The organism is Mycobacterium sp. NGS29, from assembly GCF_059812965.1.
Map to the genome: position 1 here is coordinate 92,720 of NZ_JCALDR010000018.1, position 23,955 is coordinate 116,674.

The 23,955-nt window shown below is 68.8% G+C and carries 21 protein-coding genes and 2 riboswitches; of the genes, 14 read left to right on the plus strand and 7 right to left on the minus strand.

The window, feature by feature from the left end:
- Positions 1-15: 15 nt before the first annotated feature.
- Together AC5Y5Z_RS21205 and AC5Y5Z_RS21210 are read left to right on the plus strand one after the other, a co-directional pair.
- Positions 16-1,398, plus strand: coding sequence for an aspartate aminotransferase family protein (locus AC5Y5Z_RS21205; RefSeq protein WP_463828342.1), 1,383 nt, complete (start codon positions 16-18; stop codon positions 1,396-1,398).
- Between the two features lie 65 nt (positions 1,399-1,463).
- Complete coding sequence (locus AC5Y5Z_RS21210) at positions 1,464-2,396, plus strand: SMP-30/gluconolactonase/LRE family protein (protein WP_473139798.1); 933 nt, start codon at positions 1,464-1,466, stop codon at positions 2,394-2,396.
- Between the two features lie 10 nt (positions 2,397-2,406).
- On the opposite strand, the gene AC5Y5Z_RS21215 is transcribed toward AC5Y5Z_RS21210, so the two are convergent.
- Both AC5Y5Z_RS21215 and AC5Y5Z_RS21220 read right to left on the minus strand, forming a co-directional pair.
- Positions 2,407-4,659 carry a VIT domain-containing protein gene (locus tag AC5Y5Z_RS21215; protein ID WP_499927342.1) on the minus strand — a complete coding sequence of 751 codons (2,253 nt, stop codon included), beginning with the start codon at positions 4,657-4,659 and terminating at the stop codon, positions 2,407-2,409.
- On the minus strand, positions 4,656-5,213 hold the full coding sequence (locus AC5Y5Z_RS21220) for a MerR family transcriptional regulator (protein ID WP_499927344.1): 558 nt from the start codon (positions 5,211-5,213) through the stop codon (positions 4,656-4,658). Before AC5Y5Z_RS21220 ends, AC5Y5Z_RS21215 begins: the two co-directional genes overlap by 4 nt.
- Before the next feature lie 555 nt (positions 5,214-5,768).
- Between AC5Y5Z_RS21220 and dacB1 the strand changes: the two genes are divergently transcribed.
- The 5 genes from dacB1 to AC5Y5Z_RS21245 all read left to right on the plus strand — a co-directional run bounded on the left by dacB1 (position 5,769) and on the right by AC5Y5Z_RS21245 (position 10,220).
- On the plus strand, positions 5,769-7,010 hold the full coding sequence (gene dacB1, locus AC5Y5Z_RS21225; protein ID WP_499927346.1) for a D-alanyl-D-alanine carboxypeptidase DacB1: 1,242 nt from the start codon (positions 5,769-5,771) through the stop codon (positions 7,008-7,010).
- A 10-nt stretch (positions 7,011-7,020) separates the two neighbouring features.
- Positions 7,021-7,344 (plus strand): hypothetical protein, encoded by a 324-nt coding sequence (locus tag AC5Y5Z_RS21230; protein WP_499927348.1) that lies wholly within the window; start codon positions 7,021-7,023, stop codon positions 7,342-7,344.
- Complete coding sequence (locus tag AC5Y5Z_RS21235; RefSeq protein WP_499927386.1) at positions 7,341-8,708, plus strand: sugar porter family MFS transporter; 1,368 nt, start codon at positions 7,341-7,343, stop codon at positions 8,706-8,708. Before AC5Y5Z_RS21230 ends, AC5Y5Z_RS21235 begins: the two co-directional genes overlap by 4 nt.
- Positions 8,705-9,832, plus strand: a complete 1,128-nt coding sequence (gene nagA, locus AC5Y5Z_RS21240; protein ID WP_499927350.1) for an N-acetylglucosamine-6-phosphate deacetylase — start codon at positions 8,705-8,707, stop codon at positions 9,830-9,832. The genes AC5Y5Z_RS21235 and nagA overlap by 4 nt, the downstream gene beginning before the upstream one ends.
- Before the next feature lie 4 nt (positions 9,833-9,836).
- Positions 9,837-9,894, plus strand: a riboswitch (guanidine-III (ykkC-III) riboswitch).
- An 11-nt stretch (positions 9,895-9,905) separates the two neighbouring features.
- Complete coding sequence (locus AC5Y5Z_RS21245) at positions 9,906-10,220, plus strand: DMT family transporter (RefSeq protein ID WP_463825957.1); 315 nt, start codon at positions 9,906-9,908, stop codon at positions 10,218-10,220.
- On the opposite strand, the gene yhjD is transcribed toward AC5Y5Z_RS21245, so the two are convergent.
- Complete coding sequence (gene yhjD, locus AC5Y5Z_RS21250) at positions 10,217-11,242, minus strand: inner membrane protein YhjD (RefSeq protein ID WP_463825956.1); 1,026 nt, start codon at positions 11,240-11,242, stop codon at positions 10,217-10,219. The two genes, AC5Y5Z_RS21245 and yhjD, sit on opposite strands and share 4 nt — an antisense overlap.
- A gap of 7 nt (positions 11,243-11,249) precedes the next feature.
- Complete coding sequence (gene trpS, locus AC5Y5Z_RS21255; RefSeq protein WP_499927352.1) at positions 11,250-12,269, minus strand: tryptophan--tRNA ligase; 1,020 nt, start codon at positions 12,267-12,269, stop codon at positions 11,250-11,252.
- A gap of 216 nt (positions 12,270-12,485) precedes the next feature.
- Here trpS and ephH point away from each other — a divergent pair, with 216 nt between their 5' ends.
- The 4 genes from ephH (at position 12,486) to AC5Y5Z_RS21275 (ending at position 16,733) form a co-directional block, all read left to right on the plus strand.
- Positions 12,486-13,283: an epoxide hydrolase EphH gene (gene ephH / locus AC5Y5Z_RS21260; protein ID WP_499927388.1), complete on the plus strand. Its 798-nt coding sequence runs from the start codon at positions 12,486-12,488 to the stop codon at positions 13,281-13,283.
- Between the two features lie 65 nt (positions 13,284-13,348).
- A riboswitch (SAM riboswitch) is annotated at positions 13,349-13,468 on the plus strand.
- 42 nt (positions 13,469-13,510) lie between these two features.
- Positions 13,511-14,860, plus strand: a complete 1,350-nt coding sequence (locus tag AC5Y5Z_RS21265) for a bifunctional o-acetylhomoserine/o-acetylserine sulfhydrylase (protein WP_463825954.1) — start codon at positions 13,511-13,513, stop codon at positions 14,858-14,860.
- 11 nt (positions 14,861-14,871) lie between these two features.
- Positions 14,872-16,005, plus strand: coding sequence for a homoserine O-acetyltransferase MetX (metX, locus tag AC5Y5Z_RS21270; RefSeq protein WP_473139747.1), 1,134 nt, complete (start codon positions 14,872-14,874; stop codon positions 16,003-16,005).
- Positions 16,002-16,733 (plus strand): class I SAM-dependent methyltransferase, encoded by a 732-nt coding sequence (locus AC5Y5Z_RS21275; protein WP_463825952.1) that lies wholly within the window; start codon positions 16,002-16,004, stop codon positions 16,731-16,733. Before metX ends, AC5Y5Z_RS21275 begins: the two co-directional genes overlap by 4 nt.
- Positions 16,734-16,844: 111 nt before the next feature.
- Here the strand turns inward: AC5Y5Z_RS21275 and AC5Y5Z_RS21280 are convergent, their stop codons facing one another.
- Entirely contained in the window at positions 16,845-18,281 is a 1,437-nt protein-coding gene (locus AC5Y5Z_RS21280) for an FAD-dependent oxidoreductase (RefSeq protein ID WP_499927355.1), read from the minus strand.
- Between the two features lie 198 nt (positions 18,282-18,479).
- Between AC5Y5Z_RS21280 and AC5Y5Z_RS21285 the strand changes: the two genes are divergently transcribed.
- Complete coding sequence (locus tag AC5Y5Z_RS21285; RefSeq protein ID WP_463825950.1) at positions 18,480-18,902, plus strand: DUF732 domain-containing protein; 423 nt, start codon at positions 18,480-18,482, stop codon at positions 18,900-18,902.
- Here the strand turns inward: AC5Y5Z_RS21285 and AC5Y5Z_RS21290 are convergent, their stop codons facing one another.
- Positions 18,903-19,196, minus strand: a complete 294-nt coding sequence (locus AC5Y5Z_RS21290; protein WP_463825949.1) for a DUF3017 domain-containing protein — start codon at positions 19,194-19,196, stop codon at positions 18,903-18,905.
- A 2-nt stretch (positions 19,197-19,198) separates the two neighbouring features.
- Positions 19,199-20,050, minus strand: coding sequence for a bifunctional methylenetetrahydrofolate dehydrogenase/methenyltetrahydrofolate cyclohydrolase (locus AC5Y5Z_RS21295; RefSeq protein WP_499927358.1), 852 nt, complete (start codon positions 20,048-20,050; stop codon positions 19,199-19,201).
- A 27-nt stretch (positions 20,051-20,077) separates the two neighbouring features.
- On the opposite strand from AC5Y5Z_RS21295, the gene AC5Y5Z_RS21300 reads away from it, so the two are divergent.
- Positions 20,078-21,277, plus strand: a complete 1,200-nt coding sequence (locus AC5Y5Z_RS21300; RefSeq protein WP_463825947.1) for an NADH:flavin oxidoreductase — start codon at positions 20,078-20,080, stop codon at positions 21,275-21,277.
- A gap of 29 nt (positions 21,278-21,306) precedes the next feature.
- A complete protein-coding gene (locus AC5Y5Z_RS21305) occupies positions 21,307-23,949 on the plus strand; it encodes an FHA domain-containing protein (RefSeq protein WP_499927360.1) in 2,643 nt (880 codons plus the stop codon).
- Positions 23,950-23,955 lie beyond the last annotated feature (6 nt).

Genomic DNA, 23,955 nt, shown 5'->3' on the forward strand with positions numbered 1-23,955 from the left:
CCCCCGGTCCTGCGCTTGCCCACTCTCAGTGCAGTATTCCCCCGGACCGCTAGGCTCGCGAACACGATGTCCAGAAATCTTTGGCTGCACTTCGCCCAGCACGGCAATGGCATAACGCCGCCCGTCATCACCCGCGGTGACGGCGTCACCATCTACGACGACCGCGGCAAGAGCTACCTCGACGCGCTGTCGGGTCTGTTCGTGGTGCAGGTCGGCTACGGCCGCACCGAACTCGCCGAGGCCGCGGCCCGGCAGGCCGAGCAGCTGGCGTTCTTCCCGCTGTGGGGCAACACCACCCCGCCGGCGATCGAACTGTCCGAACGCCTGGCCCACTACGCGCCGGGCGACTTGAACCGGGTGTTCTTCACCAACGGTGGCACCGAAGCGGTCGAGACCGCGTGGAAGATGGCCAAGCAGTACTTCAAGCTGACCGGTAAACCCAATAAGTACAAGGTGATTTCGCGGGCCATCGCCTACCACGGCACCACCCAGGGCGCGCTGGCGATCACCGGCCTGCCGAAGTACAAGGAAGCCTTCGAGCCGTTGGCGCCGGGCGGGTTCCGGGTGCCGAACACCAACTTCTATCGCGCGCCCGAACCGTTGGACACCGACATCAAGGCCTTCGGCCGGTGGGCTGCGGACCGGATCGCCGAGGCCATCGAATTCGAGGGGCCCGACACCGTCGCGGCGGTCTTCCTGGAACCGGTGCAGAACGCCGGCGGTTCGTACCCGCCGCCGCCCGGTTACTTCGAGCGGGTCCGCGAGATCTGCGACGAATACGACGTGCTGTTGGTCTCCGACGAGGTGATCTGCGCGTTCGGGCGGATCGGGTCGATCTTCGCCTGCGATGACTTCGGCTACGTACCGGACATGATCACCTGCGCCAAAGGCATGACGTCGGGCTACTCGCCGCTGGGTGCGACCATCGCCAGTGACCGCGTTTTCGAGCCGTTCAATGACGGCAAGACGACGTTCCGGCACGGCTACACATTCGGCGGTCACCCGGTCTCCGCGGCCGTCGGGCTGGCGAATCTGGAGATCTTCGAGCGCGAGGGTCTCACCGACCACGTCAAGCAGCAGTCCCCCGCACTGCGGGCGACCCTGGAGAAGCTCTACGACCTGCCCATCGTCGGCGATGTCCGCGGCGAGGGCTTCTTCTTCGGCATCGAACTGGTCAGGGACCAGGCGACGAAACAGCGGTTCAGCAACGAGGAGCGCGCCAAGCTGCTGGCCGAGGTCGGGTCGGCGCTGTTCGAAGCGGGACTGTACTGCCGCACCGATGAACGCGGCGACGCCGTGATCCAGCTGGCGCCGGCGCTGATCAGCGGCCCGGCCGAGTTCGACGCGATCGAAACGATCCTGCGCAGCGTGCTGACTCCGATCTCGGAACGGTTCTAGCCGTGGCAAAGGCACGCATTCACCCGGTCCGGTGGCAACCACCGCCGATCGACCCGTTACCGGCCATGCCGGCACCGAGTGTCACGGTGGTCCCCCTGCCCGGCAACGGACCCGAAGATGTCGTCGTCGACGCCGCCGGCCGATTGTGGACGGGGCTGGAGGACGGGCGCATTGTGCGGCTATCCGAGGGCCGCCCCGACGTCGTCGCCGACACCGAGGGAAGGCCGCTCGGTATGCACGTCGCGCACGATGGCCGAATTTTGGTCTGCGACAGCCATCACGGATTGCTGGCTCTGGACCCATCCGGCGGCACGCTGGACGTGATCGTCGATTCGGTGGGTGGCAGACGGTTCAAGTTCTGCTCGAATGTCACCGAGACATCCGACGGCACAATCTATTTCACCGAATCGACGAGCGACTACCATTTCGATGACTACACCGCCCCGATCGTGGAGGCACGGGGTACCGGCGGGCTGTTGCGGCTCGACCCGGACGGCACCGTCACCACGCTGCTCGACGGACTGTTCTTCGCCAACGGGGTGACGCCGACGGCCGACGGCACCGCGTTGGTGTTCGCCGAGACCCAGGCCCGCCGGCTGTCCAAATACTGGTTGACCGGTCCGCAGGCCGGATCGGTGACGCCGCTGGCCGAGCACCTGCCCGGGATGCCCGACAACCTGTCCACCGGTGCCGACGGCCGCATCTGGGCGGCGCTGGTCACCGAGGCCAACCCCGCGCTGGAACGGTTGTTCCCGCGCGCGCCGATCATCCGCAAAGTGTTGTGGCGCCTGCCCGAGCGGTTCCAACCACGAATCAAACCGGAAATCTGGGCGGTCGCGTTCGACCCGGACAGCGGTGCGGCCGTCGCCGGTCTGCGCACCACACATCCCGACTTCGGCAGCGTGACCGGTCTGGTCGAAGCGGCCGGGCGGCTATGGATGGGCACGATCAGCTTCCCCGCCCTCGCGTACGTGGACCTGGCGGCCACTCAGCTGTAGCCGGCGCGGTTCATTCCCAGAATCTGCGCATGGTGCGGCGCCGCCCGCGGTCTGTGTCGCCGAGCAGCCGTTTGACCGCCTCCAGTGCCACCACCACCTCCCCCGACTGCGCTTGTTTCCGGCTCTTCAGAAAGCGCGCCAGGGCATTGCACAACTGCACCAGCGCCGCGCGCAGGTCGGGTTCCGTCGTGGCGTCGCGGTGCTGCTCGAGTTCGGCCAGCACCGCCTCGAGTCCCGAACGCCGAACCTGGGTGCCCTTCTCCACCTGTTTGAGCAAGTTGTCCAGCGACCGCCGCGGTGCGCGGCGTTTCGGTGCGGGAGCAGCCATCGGCGCGGCGGCCAGCACGGGCATCGGGGCACCCGCTGGCACGCCGGCATAGACGCGAGCGACCGGGGCGAACCCGACGTTCGTCGCCCACCCCGAGGGCTCCTCGACGGGCTGGATCACCTCGGTCAGCGGCCCGGCATCGGTCTGCTGGGGGTCGATCGCCACGAAGGCGGTGAACCGCGACAGCACCCCGAACCGGATGGAATGCGCGACGATTTGCGCGGCCAGGTCGTCGTCAGCGCGGTATGCGGCGTACTCGTCCTCCAGGTCACGTACCAACGAACGTGCCCAAATCGTCTGTACTGCAACAGCTTCCGGCGCGACACGGCCGGGCAGGGCGGTCGTGAAGCCGTCGGCGTCCACCCGGAACTCGGCCTCGGTCAGACCCCGGTACCGCCCGGAGATCACGCAGGGCACCCCGGCGAACGCGTCGGGAGCACGACCGGGCGTGACCGTCCCGTCGAGGAGCTGCACGCCCGCGGCGCTCACCCGCAGCCCGGTCAGCGCGGGGCGGCCGATGGTGCGGGCCAATCGGGCCATCGCTTCGTCGAGGCGTTCCTCGGATTCGACCAACTCCGATCGTCCGTTGCCCAACTTTGCCAACCGGTCCAGGAAGCCGGCGTTGACGGCGCGGTCGATGCCCACGCAGTAGATACGCGTCTCCCCCACCGCCGGTGCCAACCGGCGCAACAGGTGGTCTTCGCCGCTGATCTGGCCGTCGGTGACGAGTACGACGCTGGCCTGCCGGCCCGCGCCGGACGCGGCCAGCATGTCGGCCGCTTTGACCAGCGGTTCGTCCATCACCGTCCCGCCGCCGCTGTCCAGCGAACCCAGCCACGACGCCGCGGCGAACCGGTTGCGGTCGTCGGCTTCGACCAGGTCGCCCGGCAGCTGCGGAGGAGCGTCGATCCGGTCGTCGAACGCCAGCACACAGAACCGGTCTCCGGCGTCGAGCATGTCCACGATCCGGCCCGCGGCGCGGCGGGCGGCGATCATCTTCCAGCCGTGCATCGAGCCCGAGCGGTCCAGCAACACCACCACATCCCTTGGCGCACTGGATGTCTCAACAGGAGGCACGAGTGTCACCGACCAGGTGCCTTCGTCGCCCACCGGATCGGGCACCAGCAGCGCCGACGACGACAGCTCGCTGCGGTCGACCCGGAACCGCAGCACGAAGTCGCGGTCGGCGCGCGCACCCGCTTCGACGCGCCACCGCCCGTCGTCGCCGCGTGCCGTCGGCAGGCTGGACCGCAGATCGGACACCACGAGCCCGGCACCGTCCACGCTCAGCGAGATCTTCAGCTCCGGGCGCTCGTCGGAGTCGAGCAGGCGGGGCGGGGTGACCCGGGACGCGTCGGGAACCAGGTCGGTGTCGGCGGCCTCCCCCGGGCCGGTCTGATCGCCGGGGAGCGCGTCGCCTTTGGTGTATCGCGGCGCGACCACCAGGGGGAAGCGGAAGGTGGCCTCGCCGTCCTCGAACGACAGCGGGCCGGTCAGCCGCATCTCGATGGCCGCTTCCTCGCCGGGCCCGATGTTGCCGACCCGCACCGAGAACACGTCGGAGCGGTCCTCCTCGACGATCGCGGCACGCTGACCCGCAGCCAGGGCCTGCTCGTAGTCGACCCGCGCCGCACCCCGCTCCTTGAGCACCCCGATCACCCGCCGCCCAGCGAGGTCGGCGGCGAAGTCCGTCACGCCCGCGCGGGCCGGCAGCGGGAACACATAGGTCGCCTCGATGGTGGTGTCGCCGGGGTTGACGAACCGCTGCCGCACGGTCGACGTCGCGGTCATGCCCACGATGGCGGTGTTCACGCTGATCGCCTTCAGCGGCAGGACTCGTCCGTCCGCTGCGCTCAATTGACCGCAGGTCGGCCGCCCGGCCTCGGCCGGCCGGGCGGGCTGGACGGGCAGCAGGGGCAACAACTGAGCACTCATTGAGAGTCCTTTCCTGGGGTGGCGAGCAGATCCAGCAATGGCGCCGCGGCGCGGCGCAGCGCATCGAGTGGGGGCACCGGGCCGTCGACCAGCAAGGTGACAGTGTCGGACAGGCGGACGGCCTGCAGCCTGGTGACGGCCGGTGCATCGGCCACCGGCTCAGGCACGGTCCGCCAGAACGGCCCGGCCGCCCGGGCGGGTTCCGGGGTGGGCTCGGGGTCGCCGAGACCGGCCGGTATCGCGGCGGGTGGTATCGCGGCCAGGGCCTCCACGTCCGCGGCCGGCATGGTCTCCAGTCGGGTGGCGATCTCGTCCAGCGACAGGCCCTTGCCCTGCAGCCGCTTGATGGCCACCAGGCGAATCAGGTGGGTCCGGCCGTAGGTCAGGGCGCGGCCCCGGTTGCCGGGGCGCGGTAGCAGACCCCGGGCGGTGTAGTAGCGCACCATCCGCTCCGCCGGAACCGCCTTGGCCTGCCGGTTCTCCGGCGCAGCGCCGGAGGCCTGCACGGCTGCGGCGGCCGCGGCGGCGAATTCGGGCAAGGTGAGCAAGGTCATGGTGATGACAGTGTCATATAGATTTCCGACAGTGTCAAACGTGCTCGCTCCTTGACGCCCCCGCCCTCGCCGAGCGGCTCTCCTCCCCGCGCCCCGGACCACCCCACCCCGCCGCGCAGCTCCCCACCCCGCCGCGCAACTCCCCACCCCACCGCGCAGCTCCCCACCCCGCCGAGCGTCACGCAGGAGTGGCACTCGACACCCAACGTCCCACCAGCGTGACGACCCCCGGCGATAGCCCACCCCTACAAACCACCCCACCCCACCGCGCCTCCCCACCCCGCCGAACGTCACGCAGGAGTGGCACTCAACGCCCAACGTCCCACCAGCGTGACGACTCCCACCAGCGTGACGACCCCCGGCGATAGCCCACCCCACAAACCACCTCACCCCGCCGAGCGTCACGCTGGAGTGGCACTCAACGCCCAACGTCCCACCAGCGTGACAACCACCCGCAGCAACCGCGCCCTCAACAGCCCGCCTGATAACTTCCGCCCCAGCCGTCACAGCGCGGCAACCTGCCTTCCCGCTGCCGATCACTTAGTCTGCTCACCGATGCCCTTCTACCGGACCTCTGTACGTGCAGCGTCGTGTCTGGCCGCAGCGCTTTTCGCGGCCTCAGGCGCGCTGGCGTTGCCGGTCGCGCAGGCCGAACCCAGCGCCGAGGTGAACCCGGGCGCGGCTACCTGCCCGTACAAGATCAACACCCCACCCGCGGTCGACTCCTCCGAGGTGCCGCGCGCCGGTGACCCGCCGCTGCCGCTGTCGCTGCCCCCCACTCCCATCGGCGGCAACGCACTGGCCGGCTGCGGCATCGTCGCGGCCCCCGACACCCCGCCGGTACCCGGCGACATTTCCGCCGAGGCCTGGCTGATCGCCGACATCGACAGCGGTGCGGTGATCGCCGCCCGGGATCCGCATGGGCGACACCGCCCCGCCAGCATCATCAAGGTGCTGGTCGCGATGGCGTCCATCAACGCGTTCAACCAGAACAAGGCCGTCCCCGGCACCGACGACGACGCGGCCGCCGAGGGCACCAAGGTAGGCGTCGACGCCGGCGGCACCTACACCATCAACCAACTGCTGCACGGGCTGTTGATGCATTCGGGTAACGACGCCGCGCACGCGCTGGCCATGCAACTCGGCGGCATGCAGGCCGCCCTCGACAAGCTCAATGTGCTGGCGACGAAGCTGGGTGGTCACGACACCCGCGTCGCCACCCCGTCCGGACTGGACGGCCCGGGCATGAGCACCTCGGCCTACGACATCGGCCTGTTCTACCGGTACGCCTACCGCAACCCGATCTTCGCCGACATCGTCGCCACCCGGACCTTCAACTTCCCCGGACACGGCGACCACCCCGGCTACGAGCTGGAAAACGACAATCAACTGCTCTACCACTACCCCGGCGCGATGGGCGGCAAGACCGGCTACACCGACGACGCCGGCCAGACCTTCGTCGGCGCGGCCAACCACAACGGCCGACGGCTGATGGCGATCCTGCTGCACGGCACCCGGCAGCCCATTGCGCCGTGGGAGCAGGCCGCCCACCTGCTGGACTACGGCTTCAGCACCGCCCAGGGCACGCAGGTGGGTTCGCTGGTGGAACCCGACCCGTCGCTGGCGACCCCGAACAACAACCCCGCCAGCCGGGCCCCGGACAACACCCAGGCCGCCGGCCTGATGTCCCCCGCCGACGCATTGCCGATCCGGGTCGGGGTGGCGGTGATCGGTGCCGTCGTCGTGTTCGGATTGATCCTGGTCGCGCGCTCGATGAACCGCCGAACGCAGCACTAGACTCACCGCAATGACCGCCCTCTACGAGGACTCCGGCCTCGCGCTGGACGAGGACGGGATCACCGTCCGCCGCTACTACTTCCCGTTCGCCAATGACAAGCGGATCGAGTACGCCGACATCACCAGCATCAAGTCCAAGAAGATGGGCTGGGCGTCGGGCAAGGGGCGCATCTGGGGCACCGTCGACCCCCGTTACTGGTTTCCCCTCGACATCCACCGGGGCCGCAAGTCCACCGTGTTGATGCTGCGAACGGGCCGCTGGGTTCGCGCCTGCATCACCCCCGAGAACCCCGCCGAAGTGATCAAGATCCTGCGAGCAAAGGTAAAGGTCTGAGCGCTCGACGGCGGGGATTGCTGGTCGGCCTGACCGCCGCCAGCGTCGGGGTGATCTACGGCTACGACCTGTCCAGCATCGCGGGCGCGTTGCTGTTCCTGCCCGACGAGTTCGGCCTCACCATCCCGCAACAGGGACTGGTGACGACCATGGTCGTGATCGGCCAGATCGCCGGGGCCCTGGGTGGCGGCGTGCTGGCCGACCGGATCGGCCGCCAGAAGTCCATGGTGGCGATCCTGATCGGGTACGCGGCGTTCGCACTGCTGGGTGCGGCGGCGGTGTCGCTGCCGACGTTGCTGGTGGCGCGGTTCCTGCTGGGGGTCACCATCGGGGTGTCGGTGGTGGTGGTGCCGGTCTACGTGGCCGAGTCGGCGCCGGCCGCGGTGCGCGGACGGCTGCTGACCGCCTACCAATTCGCCACGCTCAGCGGCATCATCCTCGGTTACCTGACCGGCTACCTGCTGGCCGGCACCCAGGCGTGGCGCTGGATGCTGGGTCTGGCCAGCGTGCCAGCCGTGCTGCTGCTGCCGTTACTGCTGCGGATGCCCGACACCGCGCGGTGGTACCTGCTGCAGGGCCGCGCCGACGAGGCGCGCCGCGCGTTGCTGCGCATCGAGCCCGCCGAGACCGTCGAGACGGAGTTGACCGAGATCGAAACAGCCGTGCAGGCCGGGCGCGGCACCATCGGCGAGATGCTGCGGCGACCGTACCTGCGGGCCACCCTGTTCGTGGTCGCCCTCGGCTTCCTGGTACAGATCACCGGCATCAACGCGATCGTCTATTACAGCCCGAAGTTGTTCGAAGACATGGGCTTTCAGGGCAATTTCGGCAAGCTGGCGCTGCCGGCGATGGTGCAGGTCGCAGCGCTGGCGGCGGTGTGTGTATCGCTCGCCCTCGTCGACCGGGTGGGCCGGCGGCCGATCCTGCTGTCCGGTATCGCGCTGATGATCGTCGCCGACACGGTGCTGGTCGCGTTCTATCCCAAGGACATCGGCCACGAGAACAGTCTTGCGCTGCTGCTCGGTTTCGGCGGGGTGCTGTTGTTCACCGTCGGGTTCAACTTCGGATTCGGTTCGCTGGTCTGGGTATTCGCCGGCGAGAGCTTTCCGGCGCCGCTGCGGTCGATGGGGTCGAGCGTGATGCTGACCGCCAACCTGATGGCCAACGCCCTGATCGCCGCCTTCTTCCTGACGATGCTGAATCTGCTCGGCGGCGCAACGGTTTTCGCGACGTTCGGTACCTTCGCGGTGCTCGCTCTGGTCGTCGTGCACCGATACGCACCGGAAACCAGAGGCCGTGATCTCGAGGAGATCCGGTACTTCTGGGAGAACGGTGGTCGCTGGCCGGCTGAGGACTGGCCGTGACACTGATCAGCGCCGGGACCGTGGTCGCCGACGAAGGAGTGTGCCGGCCCGGTTGGGTGCAGATCGGCGGAGCGCGCATCGCGGCGTGCGGGACCGGTACACCGCCGGCGGCTGCCGACATCGACCTGCCGGATTCGGTTGTGGTGCCGGGTTTTATCGACATGCATGTGCACGGCGGTGGCGGCGCCGCGTTCACCGCGGCCGACAGCGCGGCGGTGGATTTTCACCGCAGCCACGGCACCACGACCACGCTGGCCAGTCTGGTCACCGCCGCACCCGCGGAGCTGCTGACGTCGGTCCGCACCCTGGCCGGGCTGACGCGCTCGGGCGCCATCGCCGGTATCCATCTGGAGGGGCCGTGGCTGAGTGTGGCGCGGTGCGGCGCGCATGACCCCACCCAGATCCGCCCGCCGGATCCCGCCGAGATCGACGCCGTGCTCGAGGCCGCTGACGGCACCATCCGAATGGTCACGCTGGCCCCCGAACTCCCGGGCGGCGACGCCGCGATCCGGCGCTTCCTCGACGCAAATATCGTTGTTGCCGTTGGCCATACGGATGCCACCTACGAGCAGACCCGACGGGCAATCGGGCTCGGTGCCACCGTGGGCACCCACCTGTTCAACGCGATGCCACCGCTGGGTCACCGAGATCCCGGACCCGTCCTGGCGTTGCTGCAGGATCCCCGGGTGACGGTGGAGCTGATCGCCGACGGCGTGCACGTGCATCCCGATCTGGTGGCGGCGGTGATCGCAGCCGCGGGCGCCAACCGGGTGGCTCTGGTGACCGATGCGACAGCCGCGGCCGGCTGCGCTGACGGCGAGTTCGCGCTGGGATCGGTGCCGGTCGTGGTCGCCGGCGGAGTGGCGCGGGTGCGCGGCACCGCCACCATCGCCGGCAGTACCGCCACCATGGACCGGCTCTTCCGGGCGGTGGCAACCACCTCAGGGCTGGCCGCCGCGGTGCACACCACCTCGACGACCCCGGCCCGGGCCCTGGGACTGAGTCAGGTGGGGTCGATCCGGCCGCAACTCAACGCTGATCTTGTTGTGCTGGATCATGATTCGCAAGTCACCGGGATCATGCTGGCCGGCGTATGGCGGCAGCGCCCCGCCCCCGTTTGCTAACATCAAATAGGTCAATCATCCGGACGAGGGGCACCGTACCCGGCCAGCAAAGACGGCGCTGCGGAGGTGCGCGATGGCTTGGCTCGTCTTGGTGGTGTCGGGAGTGCTCGAAGCGGTGTGGGCGACCGCGTTGAACAAGTCTGAGGGATTCACCCGCCTGGGTCCGTCGCTTATTTTCGCTGCGGCCCTGCTGTTCTCGATGACCGGGCTGGCCGTTGCCATGCGCAGCCTGCCCACCGGCACCAGCTACGCCGTTTGGGTCGGCATCGGTGCGGTGCTCACCGTGGGGTACGCGATGCTCAGCGGTGACGAGTCCGCCTCGCTGATCAAGTTGGGCCTGATTGCCGGCGTCGTCGCCTGCATCGTCGGACTCAAGCTGGTCGGCTAGCGACGTCGGCGGAACAGCCGCGAAAAGGTCAGTGCCCCAATGGCTCCCGCTCCCAGTGCGGCCAGCGTCTGGCGCGCGCTCAGACCTTCTTCAACCTGTATCCGCGGCCGGATGATCGCGGGCGCGGGCGGATCCACATGTGTTTCGCGCTCGTCGTCGGAGGCGGTCGCGGCCCAGGCGGTGGCGAACAACAGCAACGACCAGGTGACGAACGCGAACACCATCAGTCCCAGTACCGGCCCGAACGTCGCCCCGGCCGGGCTGCGCACCACGGTCTGCAGGTAGATCGATCCGAGTTGCTTGAACAGTTCGAATCCGACGGCAGCCATCAACCCGGCCCGCATCGAGGTGACGAAGCTGCCCGGCAACCGCGGCAGCCGGGCGATCATCCAGGTGAACAGCAGCCACGACACCAGCAACGCCACCAACAGCGAGACGCCGCGGAAGATCTCGTCGAAGATCGAAAAGTCCGGGATGTGAAGCCATTTGAGCACCGCGTTCATCGGTCCCGTCTGGCCCAGCGCGCTCAGCGCCACGGTGACCGTGAGCACCAGGAAGGTGCCCAGCATCGCGAGCAGATCCGAGAGTTTGGTGCGCACAAAACCGTCCGGATCGACCTGCTGCTCCCACATCTCGCTCAACGCTTCCCGCAGGTGCCACATCCAGCCCAGACCCGCCCACAGCGCGGTCAGCAACCCGATCACTCCGACCGATGCGCGCGCGTCGATGGCCGAGTTCATCAGTTCGACCATCTGCTGTCCCAGTTCCCCCGACACTGCCTGCCTGATCTTGTCGTCCAAGCTGTTCAGCAGCTGCGGCTGGCGCTTCAACGTATAGCCGGCCACCGCGAAAGCGACCATCAGCAGCGGGAATAGCGCAAAGATCGTGTAGTAGGTGAGGCCCGCGGCGAAGAAGGTGCCCTTCTGCTTGGCGAAGCGCTGGTACGCCTTGATCATGTGGGGCAGCCAGGGCAGCCTGGCCCGCAGCCGATCCAGAAATCCTGGCTCAGGCTGCTCGTCCATCGACTACCTATTCCTTTAGCGGTAGGAAACCTAACCGATCGTAGACCCGCTGCACGGTTTTGCTGGCGACTTCGTTGGCGCGCTGCGCACCGGTCGCCAGCGTCGCTTCCAACTCGGCGAGATCGGCGGTCAGTTCCTCGACCCGCGCCTTGATCGGACGGACGTATTCGACGACGGCTTCGGCGGTGTCCTTCTTCAGGTCGCCGTACCCGCGGCCGAAGTATCCCTCGACGAGCGCCTCGATACCGCGTCCGGTGACTGCCGATTGAATGCTGAGCAGGTTCGACACCCCCGGTTTGGTTACCGGGTCGTAGCGGATTTCCCGCTCGCTGTCGGTCACCGCGGAACGAATCTTCTTGGCGGATCTGCCCGGGTCGTCGAGCAGGCTGATCAGGCCGGCATCGGTGGACGCCGACTTGCTCATCTTGGAGGTGGGGTCTTGCAGGTCGTAGATCTTGGCGGTGATTTTGGGGACGAAGACGTCGGGAACCACGAAGGTGTCCGGGAAGCGGCTGTTGAACCGCTGCGCGATATCGCGGGCGAGTTCCAGGTGCTGGCGCTGGTCCTCCCCGACGGGCACCAGATCGGTGTCGTAGGCCAGCACGTCGGCAGCCTGCAGCACCGGGTAGGTGAACAGGCCGACGGTGGTGGACTCGGCGCCCTGCTTGGTCGACTTGTCCTTGAACTGGGTCATCCGTGAGGCCTGGCCGAAGCCGGTGAAGCAGCCCAGCACCCACGCCAATTGGCTGTGTGCGGGGACGTGACTCTGCACGAAGATGGTGGCGCGTTGGGGGTCGATGCCCAGCGCCAGATACTGCGCGGCGGTGACCAGGGTGCGGCGCCGCAAGGCCGCGGGGTCCTGCGGGATGGTGATGGCGTGCAGGTCCACCACGCAGAAGAACGCGTCGTGGTCGTCCTGCAGACCGACCCACTGGGCGACCGCGCCCAGTGCGTTGCCGAGGTGCAGCGAGTCGGACGTGGGCTGGACGCCGGAGAAAATGCGGCGGGATCCGCTGGGGGTGCTCATGATGCCTTCGATCTTTTCACGGACATTGCGCACTCTGAGCGGCGTCAGTCACCACCGGCGACGACACCACCCCCGGTGAACCTCGAGCCGACCGGATCCGCTTGCGATACCAGCGGTATCGCATTTACTGTCGGATTCATGCCACGCTTCCTCAAAGGCGCGTCCGAGGCGGATGCCACCCGCGACCCGATCCACCTGGGTTCGGGCGAGCCGGTCCTGCTGTTGCACCCGTTTTTGATGTCCCAGGCGGTGTGGGAGGTCGTCGCGCAGCAGATCGCCGAGACCGGCCGCTACGAGGTGTTCGCGCCGACCATGGCCGGCCACAACGGCGGCCCGCGGGCCGGCACCTACTTCTTGTCCTCTGAGGTCCTGGCCGATCACGTCGAGAAGCAGATGGACGAACTCGGCTGGGACACCGCCCACATCGTCGGCAATTCGCTGGGCGGCTGGGTGGCCTTCGAGCTGGAACGCCGCGGGCGGGCGCGCAGCGTCATGGGCATCGCACCGGCCGGGGGCTGGACGCGGTGGAGTCCGGCCAAGTTCGAGGTGATCGGCAAATTCATCCTCGGCATCCCGCTGTTGGTGGTCGCGTGGCTGCTCGGGCCGAAGGCCTTGCACATCCCGTTCAGCCGCCACCTGTCCACGTACGCGCTGAGCGCGTCTCCGGACGGCGTCAGCGAGCGCGAGTTGAGCGTCGTCATCGACGACGTCGCGCACTGCCCGGCCTACTTCCAGCTGCTGGTGAAGGCGCTCCTGATGCCTGGCCTGCAGGAACTCGCTGAGAACGCCGTGCCGGCGCACCTGGTGATCTGCACGAAGGACCGGATCGTCCCGTCGCCCCGGTTCAGCCGGCATTTCCGCAACAACCTGCCCGACGACCACCGCTTCACCAAGCTGGAAGGCGTCGGTCACGTGCCCATGTTCGAGGCGCCCGGTCGGGTCACCGAGGTCATCCTGGACTTCCTCGACGAGTGCGTGCAGTCCTCCCGCGTCGCCGAGCCGCCGGCCAGCTAGCCGGTCCCGCCCCGCCGTGCTGCGGAATTGGCAGCGCATCGCCGCCATGCGTTAAGCTGCGAGTCGGTCATGAGCGCCAGCGTCAAGCCCCGGCTTGCTGGCCGGCAACCCTCCAACCGCGGTGGGGTGCCCCGGGTGATGACCAGGTTGAGTAGCCACAACTGGCTATCCGGCAAGCGCGGGTCCGCCACGAACGGGCCCCTGAGCCAGACAGGGGAAGCATTCTCGTGACCACCGACAGCACCGCAGACCCGACCGCGCACTGGTCGTTCGAAACCAAACAGGTGCACGCCGGCCAGCACCCCGATCCCGCCACCAACGCCCGGGCGCTGCCGATTTACCAGACCACCTCGTACACCTTCAACAACGTCGCGCATGCGGCCGCCTTGTTCGGCCTGGCCGAGCCCGGCAACATCTACACCCGCATCGGCAACCCCACCACCGACGTCGTCGAGCAGCGCATCGCCGCACTCGAGGGCGGGGTGGCCGCGCTGTTCCTGTCCTCCGGGCAGGCCGCCGAAACGTTCGCGATCCTGAACCTGGCCGGCGCCGGCGACCACATCGTGTCCAGCCCCAGGCTGTACGGCGGAACCTACAACCTTTTCCACTACTCGCTGGCCAAGCTGGGCATCGAGGTCAGTTTTGTCCAGGATCCCGACGACTTGGACTCCTGGCAGGCCGCCGTCCGGGACAACACCAAGGCGTTCTTCGGCGAGACCATCTCCAACCCACAGATCGACGTGCTGAACATCCCCGGGGTCGCCGAGGTGGCGCACCGCAACGGGGTGCCGCTAATCGTGGACAACACCGTGGCCACGCCGTATCTGGTTCAGCCGCTCGCTCACGGCGCCGACATCGTGCTGCATTCGGCCACCAAATACCTGGGTGGCCACGGCTCCGCGATCGCCGGGGTGATTGTGGACGGCGGCACCTTCGACTGGACGCAGGGCCGCTTCCCCGGCTTCACCACCCCGGACCCCAGCTACCACGGTGTGGTGTTCGCCGAACTGGGTCCGCCGGCCTACGCGCTCAAGGCCCGCGTGCAACTGCTGCGCGACCTCGGCTCGGCGGCGTCGCCGTTCAACGCGTTCCTGGTGGCGCAGGGCATCGAGACGCTGAGCCTGCGGATGGAGCGACACGTCGCCAACGCCCAGCGGGTCGCGGAGTTCCTCGAAGCCCGCGACGACGTGATCTCGGTCAACTACGCGGGGCTGCCCAGTTCGCCGTGGTTCGAGCTGGGAAAGAAGTTGGCGCCCAGAGGAACCGGGGCGGTACTGGCCTTCGAGCTGGCCGGCGGCGTGGCGGCCGGCAAGGCGTTCGTCGATGCGCTGCAGCTGCACAGCCACGTCGCCAATATCGGCGACGTGCGCTCGCTGGTGATCCATCCCGCCTCCACCACGCACGCCCAGCTCAGTCCCACCGAGCAGCTGGCCACCGGCGTCACCCCGGGCCTGGTGCGACTGGCTGTCGGCATCGAGGGCATCGACGACATCCTGGCCGATCTGGAGCTTGGTTTCGCGGCGGCCGGGGTATCCGCGGCCAACGGTAGCGACCCGCAGACCGTGGCGGCATTCTGAGGGACTTGTACATGACGATCTCCGACGTGCCCACCCAGACGCTGCCCACCGAAGGTGAAATCGGCGTCGTCGGCATCGGTTCGCTGCCGCTGGAACGTGGCGGCGTGCTGGACGACGTGCACATCGCGATACAGCGCTGGGGCGAGTTGTCGCCGGAGCGGGACAACGTGGTGATGGTGCTGCACGCGCTCACCGGCGATTCGCACATCACCGGCCCCGCCGGCCCCGGCCACCCGACCCCCGGCTGGTGGGACGGCGTCGCCGGGCCGGGTGCTCCGATCGACACCGATCGCTGGTGCGCGGTTTCGACCAACGTGCTGGGCGGCTGCCGGGGCTCGACCGGCCCGAGTTCGCTGGCCCGCGACGGCAAGCCCTACGGCTCCAGGTTTCCGCTCATCACGGTGCGCGACCAGGTGGAAGCAGACATCGCCGCGCTGGCCGCGCTGGGAATAACTCAGGTGGCCGCCGTCGTTGGCGGGTCCATGGGCGGTGCCCGTGCGCTGGAATGGATCGTCGGCCACCCCGACCGGGTGCGGGCGGGACTGCTGCTCGCGGTGGGGGCCCGGGCGACGGGCGACCAGATCGGCACCCAGTCCACCCAGATCGCAGCCATCAAGGCCGACCCCAACTGGCAGGGTGGCGACTACTACGAGACCGGGCGCGCACCCGAGGACGGTCTGAACATCGCGCGCCGGATCGCCCACCTGACCTACCGGGGCGAGATCGAACTCGACACCAGGTTCCGCAACGACCCCCAGCCCGGGGAGGATCCGGCGGCCGGCGGCCGGTTCGCGGTCCAGAGTTACCTGGAGTATCAGGGCGAAAAGCTGCTGGCCCGGTTCGACGCCGGCAGCTATGTGATCCTGACCGAGTCGCTGAACAGCCACGACGTCGGACGCGGTCGTGGCGGGGTGCATGCGGCGTTGACCAGTTGCCCGGTCCCGGTGGTGGTGGGCGGCATCACCACCGACCGGCTCTACCCGTTGCGGTTACAGGACGAGCTCGCCGAGCTGTTGCCGGGTTGCACCGACGTCCGGGTGGTCAGCTCCGTCTGCGGACACGACGGGTTCCTGGTCGAGACCGAAGCTGTCGGCGAATTGATCCGGGAGACATTGGCTTTGGCGCAAGGCGCGTGTTCGCGGTGACCCGATCCAGACGCAACCGCTCCCTGTCGTTCGGCTCAGCAGCGGCCGCCTACGAGCGGGGCCGCCCCACCTATCCGCCGGAGGCGATCGACTGGCTGCTGCCGGCCGGGGCACGCAAGGTTCTCGACCTCGGAGCGGGGACGGGGAAGCTGACCACCCGGCTGGTCGAACGCGGCTTGGATGTGGTGGCGGTCGACCCGGTTCCCGAGATGCTGGAAGTGCTCACCGCATCGCTGCCGGAGACGGTGGCGCTGTTGGGTACCGCCGAAGAGATCCCGTTGGAGGACAACAGCGTTGACGCCGTGCTGGTAGCGCAGGCGTGGCACTGGGTCGACCCGGCCCGGGCCGTCCCGGAGGTGGCGCGGGTGTTGAAGCCGGGCGGCCGGCTGGGCTTGGTGTGGAACACCCGCGACGACCGGATGGGCTGGGTGCGTGAACTGGGCGACATCATCGGACGCGACGCCGACCCGGTGAACGACCTGGTGACCCTGCCCGAGCCGTTCACCGACGTGCAACGTCACCAGGTGGAATGGACCAGTTACCTTACGCCCCAGGCACTTATCGATCTGGTGGCATCCCGCACCTACTGCATCACCTCGCCGACCGAGGTGCGGTCCAAGACGTTGGACCGGGTCCGTCAGCTGCTGGCCACCCACCCGGCACTGGCCGGGTCGGCGGGCTTAGCGCTGCCCTACGTCACCGTCTGCGTACGGGCGACGCTGGGCTGACCGCCCTAGCCCCGTCCCCGTCGACTGTGCATTCCACGACTCACCCGCGGCGTGTCGTGTCGCAGACGGCACACTCGGCAGCTGGTGAGTTCAGAAGCGTAGCAGGCGAATTCAGAAACTGAGCCCGGAGTACATCAGCTGGCCGGGGTCGTACTGTTGCCGAACGGCACTCAGCCGCGCCAGGTTCGTCCCGAAATATCGCGCCGCCTGGGTGTTGGCTTCCAGATAGTTGACGTAGCCGCCGACCGAATACTGCTTCACCGTCTGATGCGCGGTCGCCACCCAGGTACTGGCTGTCGACGTCGACCCACTGCCGGTTTCGACATACCACTGCGCGACGGCAGCGGCGCGTCGCCACGGGAAAGCCGTTGCCGCCGTGTCCACGTCACCGACCGCGCCAGACAGCGTGTCGACGATCACCGAGGCCCGGCCACCCTCGGGCGGCCACTTCCCGAGTGCACCCACGATCGCCTGCGCCGCCGCCGAATCGAGGGTGCCGATCACGTCGGAGCCGGCCACGAATCCGCGTGGCGAACTCGTCGCGCTGCCACCGGCCAGGTAGGTCACCAGTTCCATGCGCCCGAGCGTCTTGTGTTCGGTGGCGGTGGGCGCCACTCCGACCGCGGCTTTGATCGCCTCGGCCACTGCCGGTCCGGTACCGGCCGGGCAGGTGGCCAGCACGTGGCAGGCGCCCTGGGTGCCGTTGACCGAGAGGTCGACCAGACCCCAGGTGTTCCGGTCCGCCGACCCGAGCCAGGTCTGCCATCCGGTGAGCACCTGCGCGCCGGCCGACGGCGCGAAATCGACCCGCACCACGTCGGAGTCGGCGGTGGGGAATGTGGTGAAGGTCAGCGAGGTGGTCACCCCGAAGTTGCCGCCGCCACCGCCGCGCAGCGCCCAGAACAGCTCCGGGTTCTCCTGCTCGGACGCGGCGACCGTTTGACCGCTGGGCAACACCACCGTCGCCGACCGCAAGGCATCGCAGGCCAGGCCCGCATGCCGGGAGTCCGCCCCCATGCCGCCGCCTAGCGTCAGACCAGCCACCCCGACGGTGGGGCAACTTCCGGTCGGTATCGCACGGCCACCACCGGCCAGGGCCTGGTTGATCGCGTAGAGCTGGGTTGCGGCCGGCACGGTCACGGTGCCAGCACCGTTGTCGACGTTGACCCCGCCGGTCAGGCCGCGCAGGTCGAGGACCATGGCCCCGGTCGCGCTGGACGCGCCGGTATAGGAATGGCCACCACCGCGGGGAGCGATCTTGAGTCTGTTGGCCGCCGCGAACGCGACCGCTTTCTGGACGTCCGCCGGCGAGGTGACCAGCACCACCGCCGCCGGACTGGAACCGTTGTACAGCGAGTTGAACACCTGCTTGCCGCCGGCGAAACCGGCGTCGGAGGGCAGCAACACCTTGCCGCTGATGGCGGACGCCAGGCTGCTCCACGCACCGGTCGGCTCAGCCCAGGCCCGCACCGCCGGGAACAACGCCGAGCTGGCCAATGCTCCGACTGCGCCCCGTAGAAAGGCCTGCCGCGAGATCATGAGTCGCATTGTCGATCGCCGACCCGGCCAAACCCATTGCCTGCCAACGTGTCGCGGCACAGCGTGACGCGATCGTGTCGTAGCGCACCCGAAACGCCGGGCGGGCCAAACCTTTACACCTTCGTGTCCTGAACGAGACCGCCGTAGACGAAGGTTCGTAGAGTCACTGAGTGCCGCCTGGGTGCTCTCCAACTATCGGGAGCCGACATGATGCCATGGCGCCACCAACCACTGACCGTCCGGCTACTGGCCGGAACCGCCGGGCTGCTCACCGCGGCCGCGGCGTTCGCCGCCCCCGCCGAGGCGAGTCCCGTCGACGACGCGTTCATCTCCGCCCTGTCCAACGCCGGCGTCAACATCGGCGATCCGATGGACACCGAAGCGCTGGGACAGTCCGTCTGCCCGATGCTGGCCCAGCCGGGCGGGAACTTCGCCGCGGCCGCGACGCGGGTCCGGGGCAGCAACGGTATGTCGCCCGAGATGGCCAGCATGTTCACCACGATCGCGATCCAGATGTACTGCCCCTCGGCGATGGCCGACATCGCCAGCGGCCGGATGCCGGGCGCACTGCAGCAGATCCCGGGCATGGCGGGCATCCCGGGGCTGCCCGCGGGCCTGCCCGGGATGTAGCTAGCCGGTGCCCAGCGGATCGATGGTCCACGCGACGTAGACCATCGCGGCAGCCACCGACGCCGTGGTCAGCAGATCGGTCCCCCGGCTGCGCACCACCAGCAGGCCGGCCCGCTCCTCGGGCAGGGCCAGCCGCAGCGCCGCGGCCACCCCGACACCGATGCCGATCAGCAACGCGCCGCGGCGCCAGAAGTTCGCCCCGGCCAGTACGAACGCCACCAGGAAGATCAGTCCGACGAGCAGAATCGGCCACTGGGCGCGGACCGCGCGTCCCAGAATGGTCCGGATCGTCATCGTTATCCGGCCAGCCCTTCGGCCAGCTCGACGACGTTGGTCAGCAGGAAGGCGCGGGTCAGCGGACCGACCCCGCCCGGGTTGGGCGACACGTGACCGGCCACCTCCCACACGTCGGGATGCACGTCACCGGTGAGTTTGCCGTCCACCCGGCTGACGCCCACGTCGACGACTGCGGCCCCGGGGCGCACCATGTCGGCGGTCAGCAGGTGCGGCACCCCGACGCCGGCGACGATGATGTCAGCCTGCCGCGTGATCGCGGGCAGGTCACGAGTTCCGGTGTGGCACAACGTCACTGTGGCGTTCTCCGAGCGACGGGTGAGTAGCAGTCCGAGCGGCCGGCCCACCGTCACGCCGCGGCCGATCACCACCACGTGCGCGCCGGCGATCTCGACGTCGAAGCGGCGCAGCAGGTGCACGATGCCGCGCGGCGTGCACGGCAGCGGCGCGGGGTCGTTCAGCACCAGCCGGCCCAGGTTGGTCGGGTGCAGCCCGTCGGCGTCCTTGTCCGGGTCGACGCGCTGGAGTGCGGCGTTTTCATTCAGGTGTTTGGGCAGCGGCAACTGCACGATGTAGCCGGTGCACTCGGGGTTGGCGTTGAGTTCGTCGATGGTGTCGTTGAGCGTCTCGGCAGAGATGTCGGCGGGCAGGTCGCGGCGCAACGAGGTGATGCCCACCTTGGCGCAGTCGGCGTGCTTGCCGCGCACGTAGGCCTGGGAGCCGGGGTCGTCGCCGACCAGGATGGTGCCCAATCCGAGGGTGCGGTCCGCAGCGTTCAAAGCCGCCACCCGTTTGGTCAGATCGACGAAGATCTCGTCCCGGGTGGCCTTGCCGTCCAGCGTGATTGCGCCCACGCCAGACAGTCTGGCATGGTCCCTCTCATGTCGTCTGCTGCCCCAGACGTGCTCAGCCCGGCCACGCTCGGTCCGATCACATTGCGCAACCGCATCATCAAGTCCGCGACTTTCGAAGCGCGCACCCCGGACGCGTTGGTGACCGACGACCTGATCGAGTACCACCGCCTGCCGGCCGCCGGCGGTGTCGGCATGACCACCGTCGCCTACTGCGCGGTCTCCCAGGGCGGACGCACCGAAGGCAACGGGATCTGGCTGCGCCCAGAGGCGGTGCCCGGCTTCCGGCGGCTCACCGACGCGATCCACGCCGAAGGCGCGGCGGTCAGCGCGCAGATCGGCCACGCCGGCCCGGTCGCCAACGCCCGCTCGAACAAGGCCCCCGCGCTGGCCCCGGTGCGGTTCTTCAACCCGATCGGCATGCGCTTCGCGAAGAAGGCCAGCGCCGACGACATCGACGACGTGCTGGCCGACCACGCCAGGGCCGCCCGGTTCGCGGTGGAAGCCGGCTTCGACGCCGTCGAGATACACCTCGGCCACAACTACTTGGCCAGTTCGTTCCTGTCGCCGCTGATCAACCGTCGCACCGACGAATTCGGCGGCTCGCTGGCCAACCGGGCCAAGGTGGCCCGCGGCCTGGTGCTGGCCGTGCGTCGCGCCGTCGACCAGGGGCCGCGGCCGATAGCGGTCACCGCGAAGCTGAACATGTCCGACGGGGTGCGCGGCGGCATTTCCAACGAAGAGGCGCTGACCACCGCCAAGTGGCTGGAGGAAGACGGCGGCCTGGACGCGATCGAACTCACCGCCGGCAGTTCGCTGGTCAACCCGATGTACCTGTTCCGCGGCGACGCGCCGTTGCGGGAATTCGCCGGCGCCTTCAAGCCGCCGCTGCGCTGGGGTATGCGGCTGACGGGCAAGAAGTTCCTGCGCGAATATCCGTACCGGGAGGCGTACCTGCTGCGCGAGGCCCAGCTGTTCCGCGCCGAGTTGACGTTGCCGCTGATCCTGCTGGGCGGTATCACCAACCGCGAGACCATGGATCTGGCGATGGCCGAGGGTTTCGATTTCGTCGCGATGGGACGCGCGCTGTTGGCCGAGCCGGACCTGATCAACCGCATCGCGGCTGACGGCGCCGCGGTGCATTCGGCGTGCACGCACTGCAACAAGTGCATGCCGACCATCTACACCCGGACGCACTGCGTGGTGACCGGCGCGCCTGACAGGCGTTGAGTGAGGGGCTACCGGCTAAAGTTGTCTGAATGTCTCCGCCCGTCCCGCCAGCGCTGACCGTCCGCCACGACGGCTCGGAGCGTACGTTCGCCGCAGGCCATGACGTGGTGGTCGGCCGCGATCTGCGCGCCGACATGCGAATCACCCACCCGCTGATCTCGCGCGCGCACCTGTTGCTGCGCTTCGACCAGGGCCGCTGGCTGGCGATCGACAACAACTCGCTCAACGGCACCTACGCCAACGGCCGGCGGGTGCCGATGGTCGACATCCACGACGGTCAGGCCGTCAACATCGGCAACCCGGACGGACCGCTGCTGGTCTTCGAGGTCGGGCGGCACCACGGGCCGGCCGGGCGTCCCCCGCAGACCGAATCGATGCGTATCCCGGCCGTCGCCGGCCCGTCCGGGGCGTGGCCGGCCCCGCCCCCACCGGGTCCCCCGCCCGCGGCGCCGCCCAGCGGACGCCAACCGAGCCGGGGCGGACCACCCCCGCTGCGGCCGCATCCGGGTGGGCCGCCGCCGGGGCAACCGATGTACCCCAGCAGCGGCCAGCCGTGGGCCCCGCCCGGCTATCCGGCGAGTGCCCCGCCGTCGTCGTCGCCCAACTTCGCCCCGCCGGGACCGCCGGGACCGCCGGGACCGTCGCGGCCGCCATTGCGCCCGGGCCCGTCGGCCGGCGCCAAGCCGCCGGAGGGCGGCAACATCGCGACCAAGATGTTCCAGGCCCTGATGACCCGGACCGGCTCGCACGAGAAACCGGCCGGGTCCGTCACGATCGGACGTTCCACCGACAACGACATCGTCATCCAGGACGTCCTGGCCTCCCGTCAGCACGCGTTCCTGACCCTGACGCCGCTGGGCGCGGAGATCCGCGACAACAGCAGCGTCAACGGCACCTTCGTCAACGGCGTGCGGGTCGGTTCGGCCATCCTGACCGACGGTGACGTGGTCACCATCGGCAACGTCGACCTGGTGTTCGCCGGCGGCACCCTGGTGCGCCGCACCGCCGCGGCCACGCGTACCGGCGGCCTGGAGGTCAACTCCGTCACGTTCACCGTCGAGGGCGGCAAGCAGCTGCTCGACCACATCTCGCTGACCGCGCGGCCGGGCACGCTGACCGCGATCATCGGCGGTTCCGGTGCCGGCAAGTCCACGCTGTCGCGGCTGATCGCCGGCTACACCAGCCCGACCACCGGCAATGTCACCTTCGAGGGCCACGACATCCACGCCGAATACGCCTCGCTGCGCAGCCGCGTCGGCATGGTCCCCCAGGACGACGTGGTGCACCGCCAGCTGACGGTGAACCAGGCGCTCGGCTACGCCGCCGAGCTGCGGTTGCCGCCCGACACCAGCAAAGCCGACCGCGCCCAGGTGGTCGCCCAGGTTCTCGAGGAACTCGAGTTGACCAAGCACGGCGACACCCGGGTGGACAAGCTCTCGGGCGGCCAGCGCAAGCGTGCTTCGGTGGCGTTGGAGTTGCTCACCGGGCCGTCCCTGCTGATTCTCGACGAACCGACCTCGGGCCTGGACCCGGCGCTCGACCGGCAGGTGATGATGATGCTGCGCCAGCTCGCCGACGCGGGCCGCGTGGTGCTGGTGGTCACTCACTCGGTGTCCTACCTCGACGTCTGCGACCAGATCCTGTTGCTGGCGCCGGGCGGCAAGACCGCGTTTCTGGGCACGCCCGATCAGATCGGCGCGGCCATGGGCACCACCAACTGGGCCGACATCTTCACCAAGGTGGGCGCCGACCCGGACGAGGCCAACCGCCGTTTCCTGGAGGCCAGACAACAGCCACCGGGTCCGGCGCCGGCCAGCCCGGCCGCCGACCTGGGCGAGCCGGTGCATAACAGCGGCTTCCGTCAGTTCTCCACGATCGCGCGTCGCCAGGTTCGGCTGGTCATCTCCGACCGTGGTTACACCGTGTTCCTGGCATTGCTGCCGTTCCTGATCGGCGTGCTGACCCTGACGGTCCGCGGCAAGACCGGATTCGACATGGCCGACCCCTACAGCAGCGCACCGAATCAGCCCGGGCAGATCCTGGTGATGCTCAACGTGGGGGCGGTGTTCATGGGGACCGCGCTCACCATCCGCGACCTGGTCGGGGAACGTCCCATCTTCAAACGCGAACAGGCCGTCGGGCTGTCCACCGGCGCCTACATGGCAGCCAAGATCGTGGTGTTCTGCGCCTTCGCCACCATGCAGGCGGCGATAGCCACCACGATCGCGGTGATCGGCTGGGGGAAGCCGATATCGGACGCGGTGTTGCTGGGCGACGTCCGGCTGGAACTGTTCGTCACCGTCGCAGCCACGTGTGTGGCCTCGGCGATTCTCGGTATGGCGCTGTCGGCGATCGCGAAGTCCCAGGACCAGATCATGCCGCTGCTGGTCACCGCGATCATGTCGCAGCTGGTGTTCTCCGGCGGGATGATCTGGGTGACCAACCGCACCGGCCTGGACCAGTTGTCCTGGGCCACCCCGGCCCGGTGGGGGTACGCCGCGGCGTCGTCGACCATCGACACCCACCGGCTCACCCCGGGTCCGACCGACCCCAAGGACCAGCACTGGAACCACACGCCCAGCGCGTGGCTGTTCGACATGGGCATGCTCGCGGTGTTGTGCATTATCTACAGCAGCATCATCTGGTGGAGAATTCGCCTAAAGCGCCGCTGACGCGGA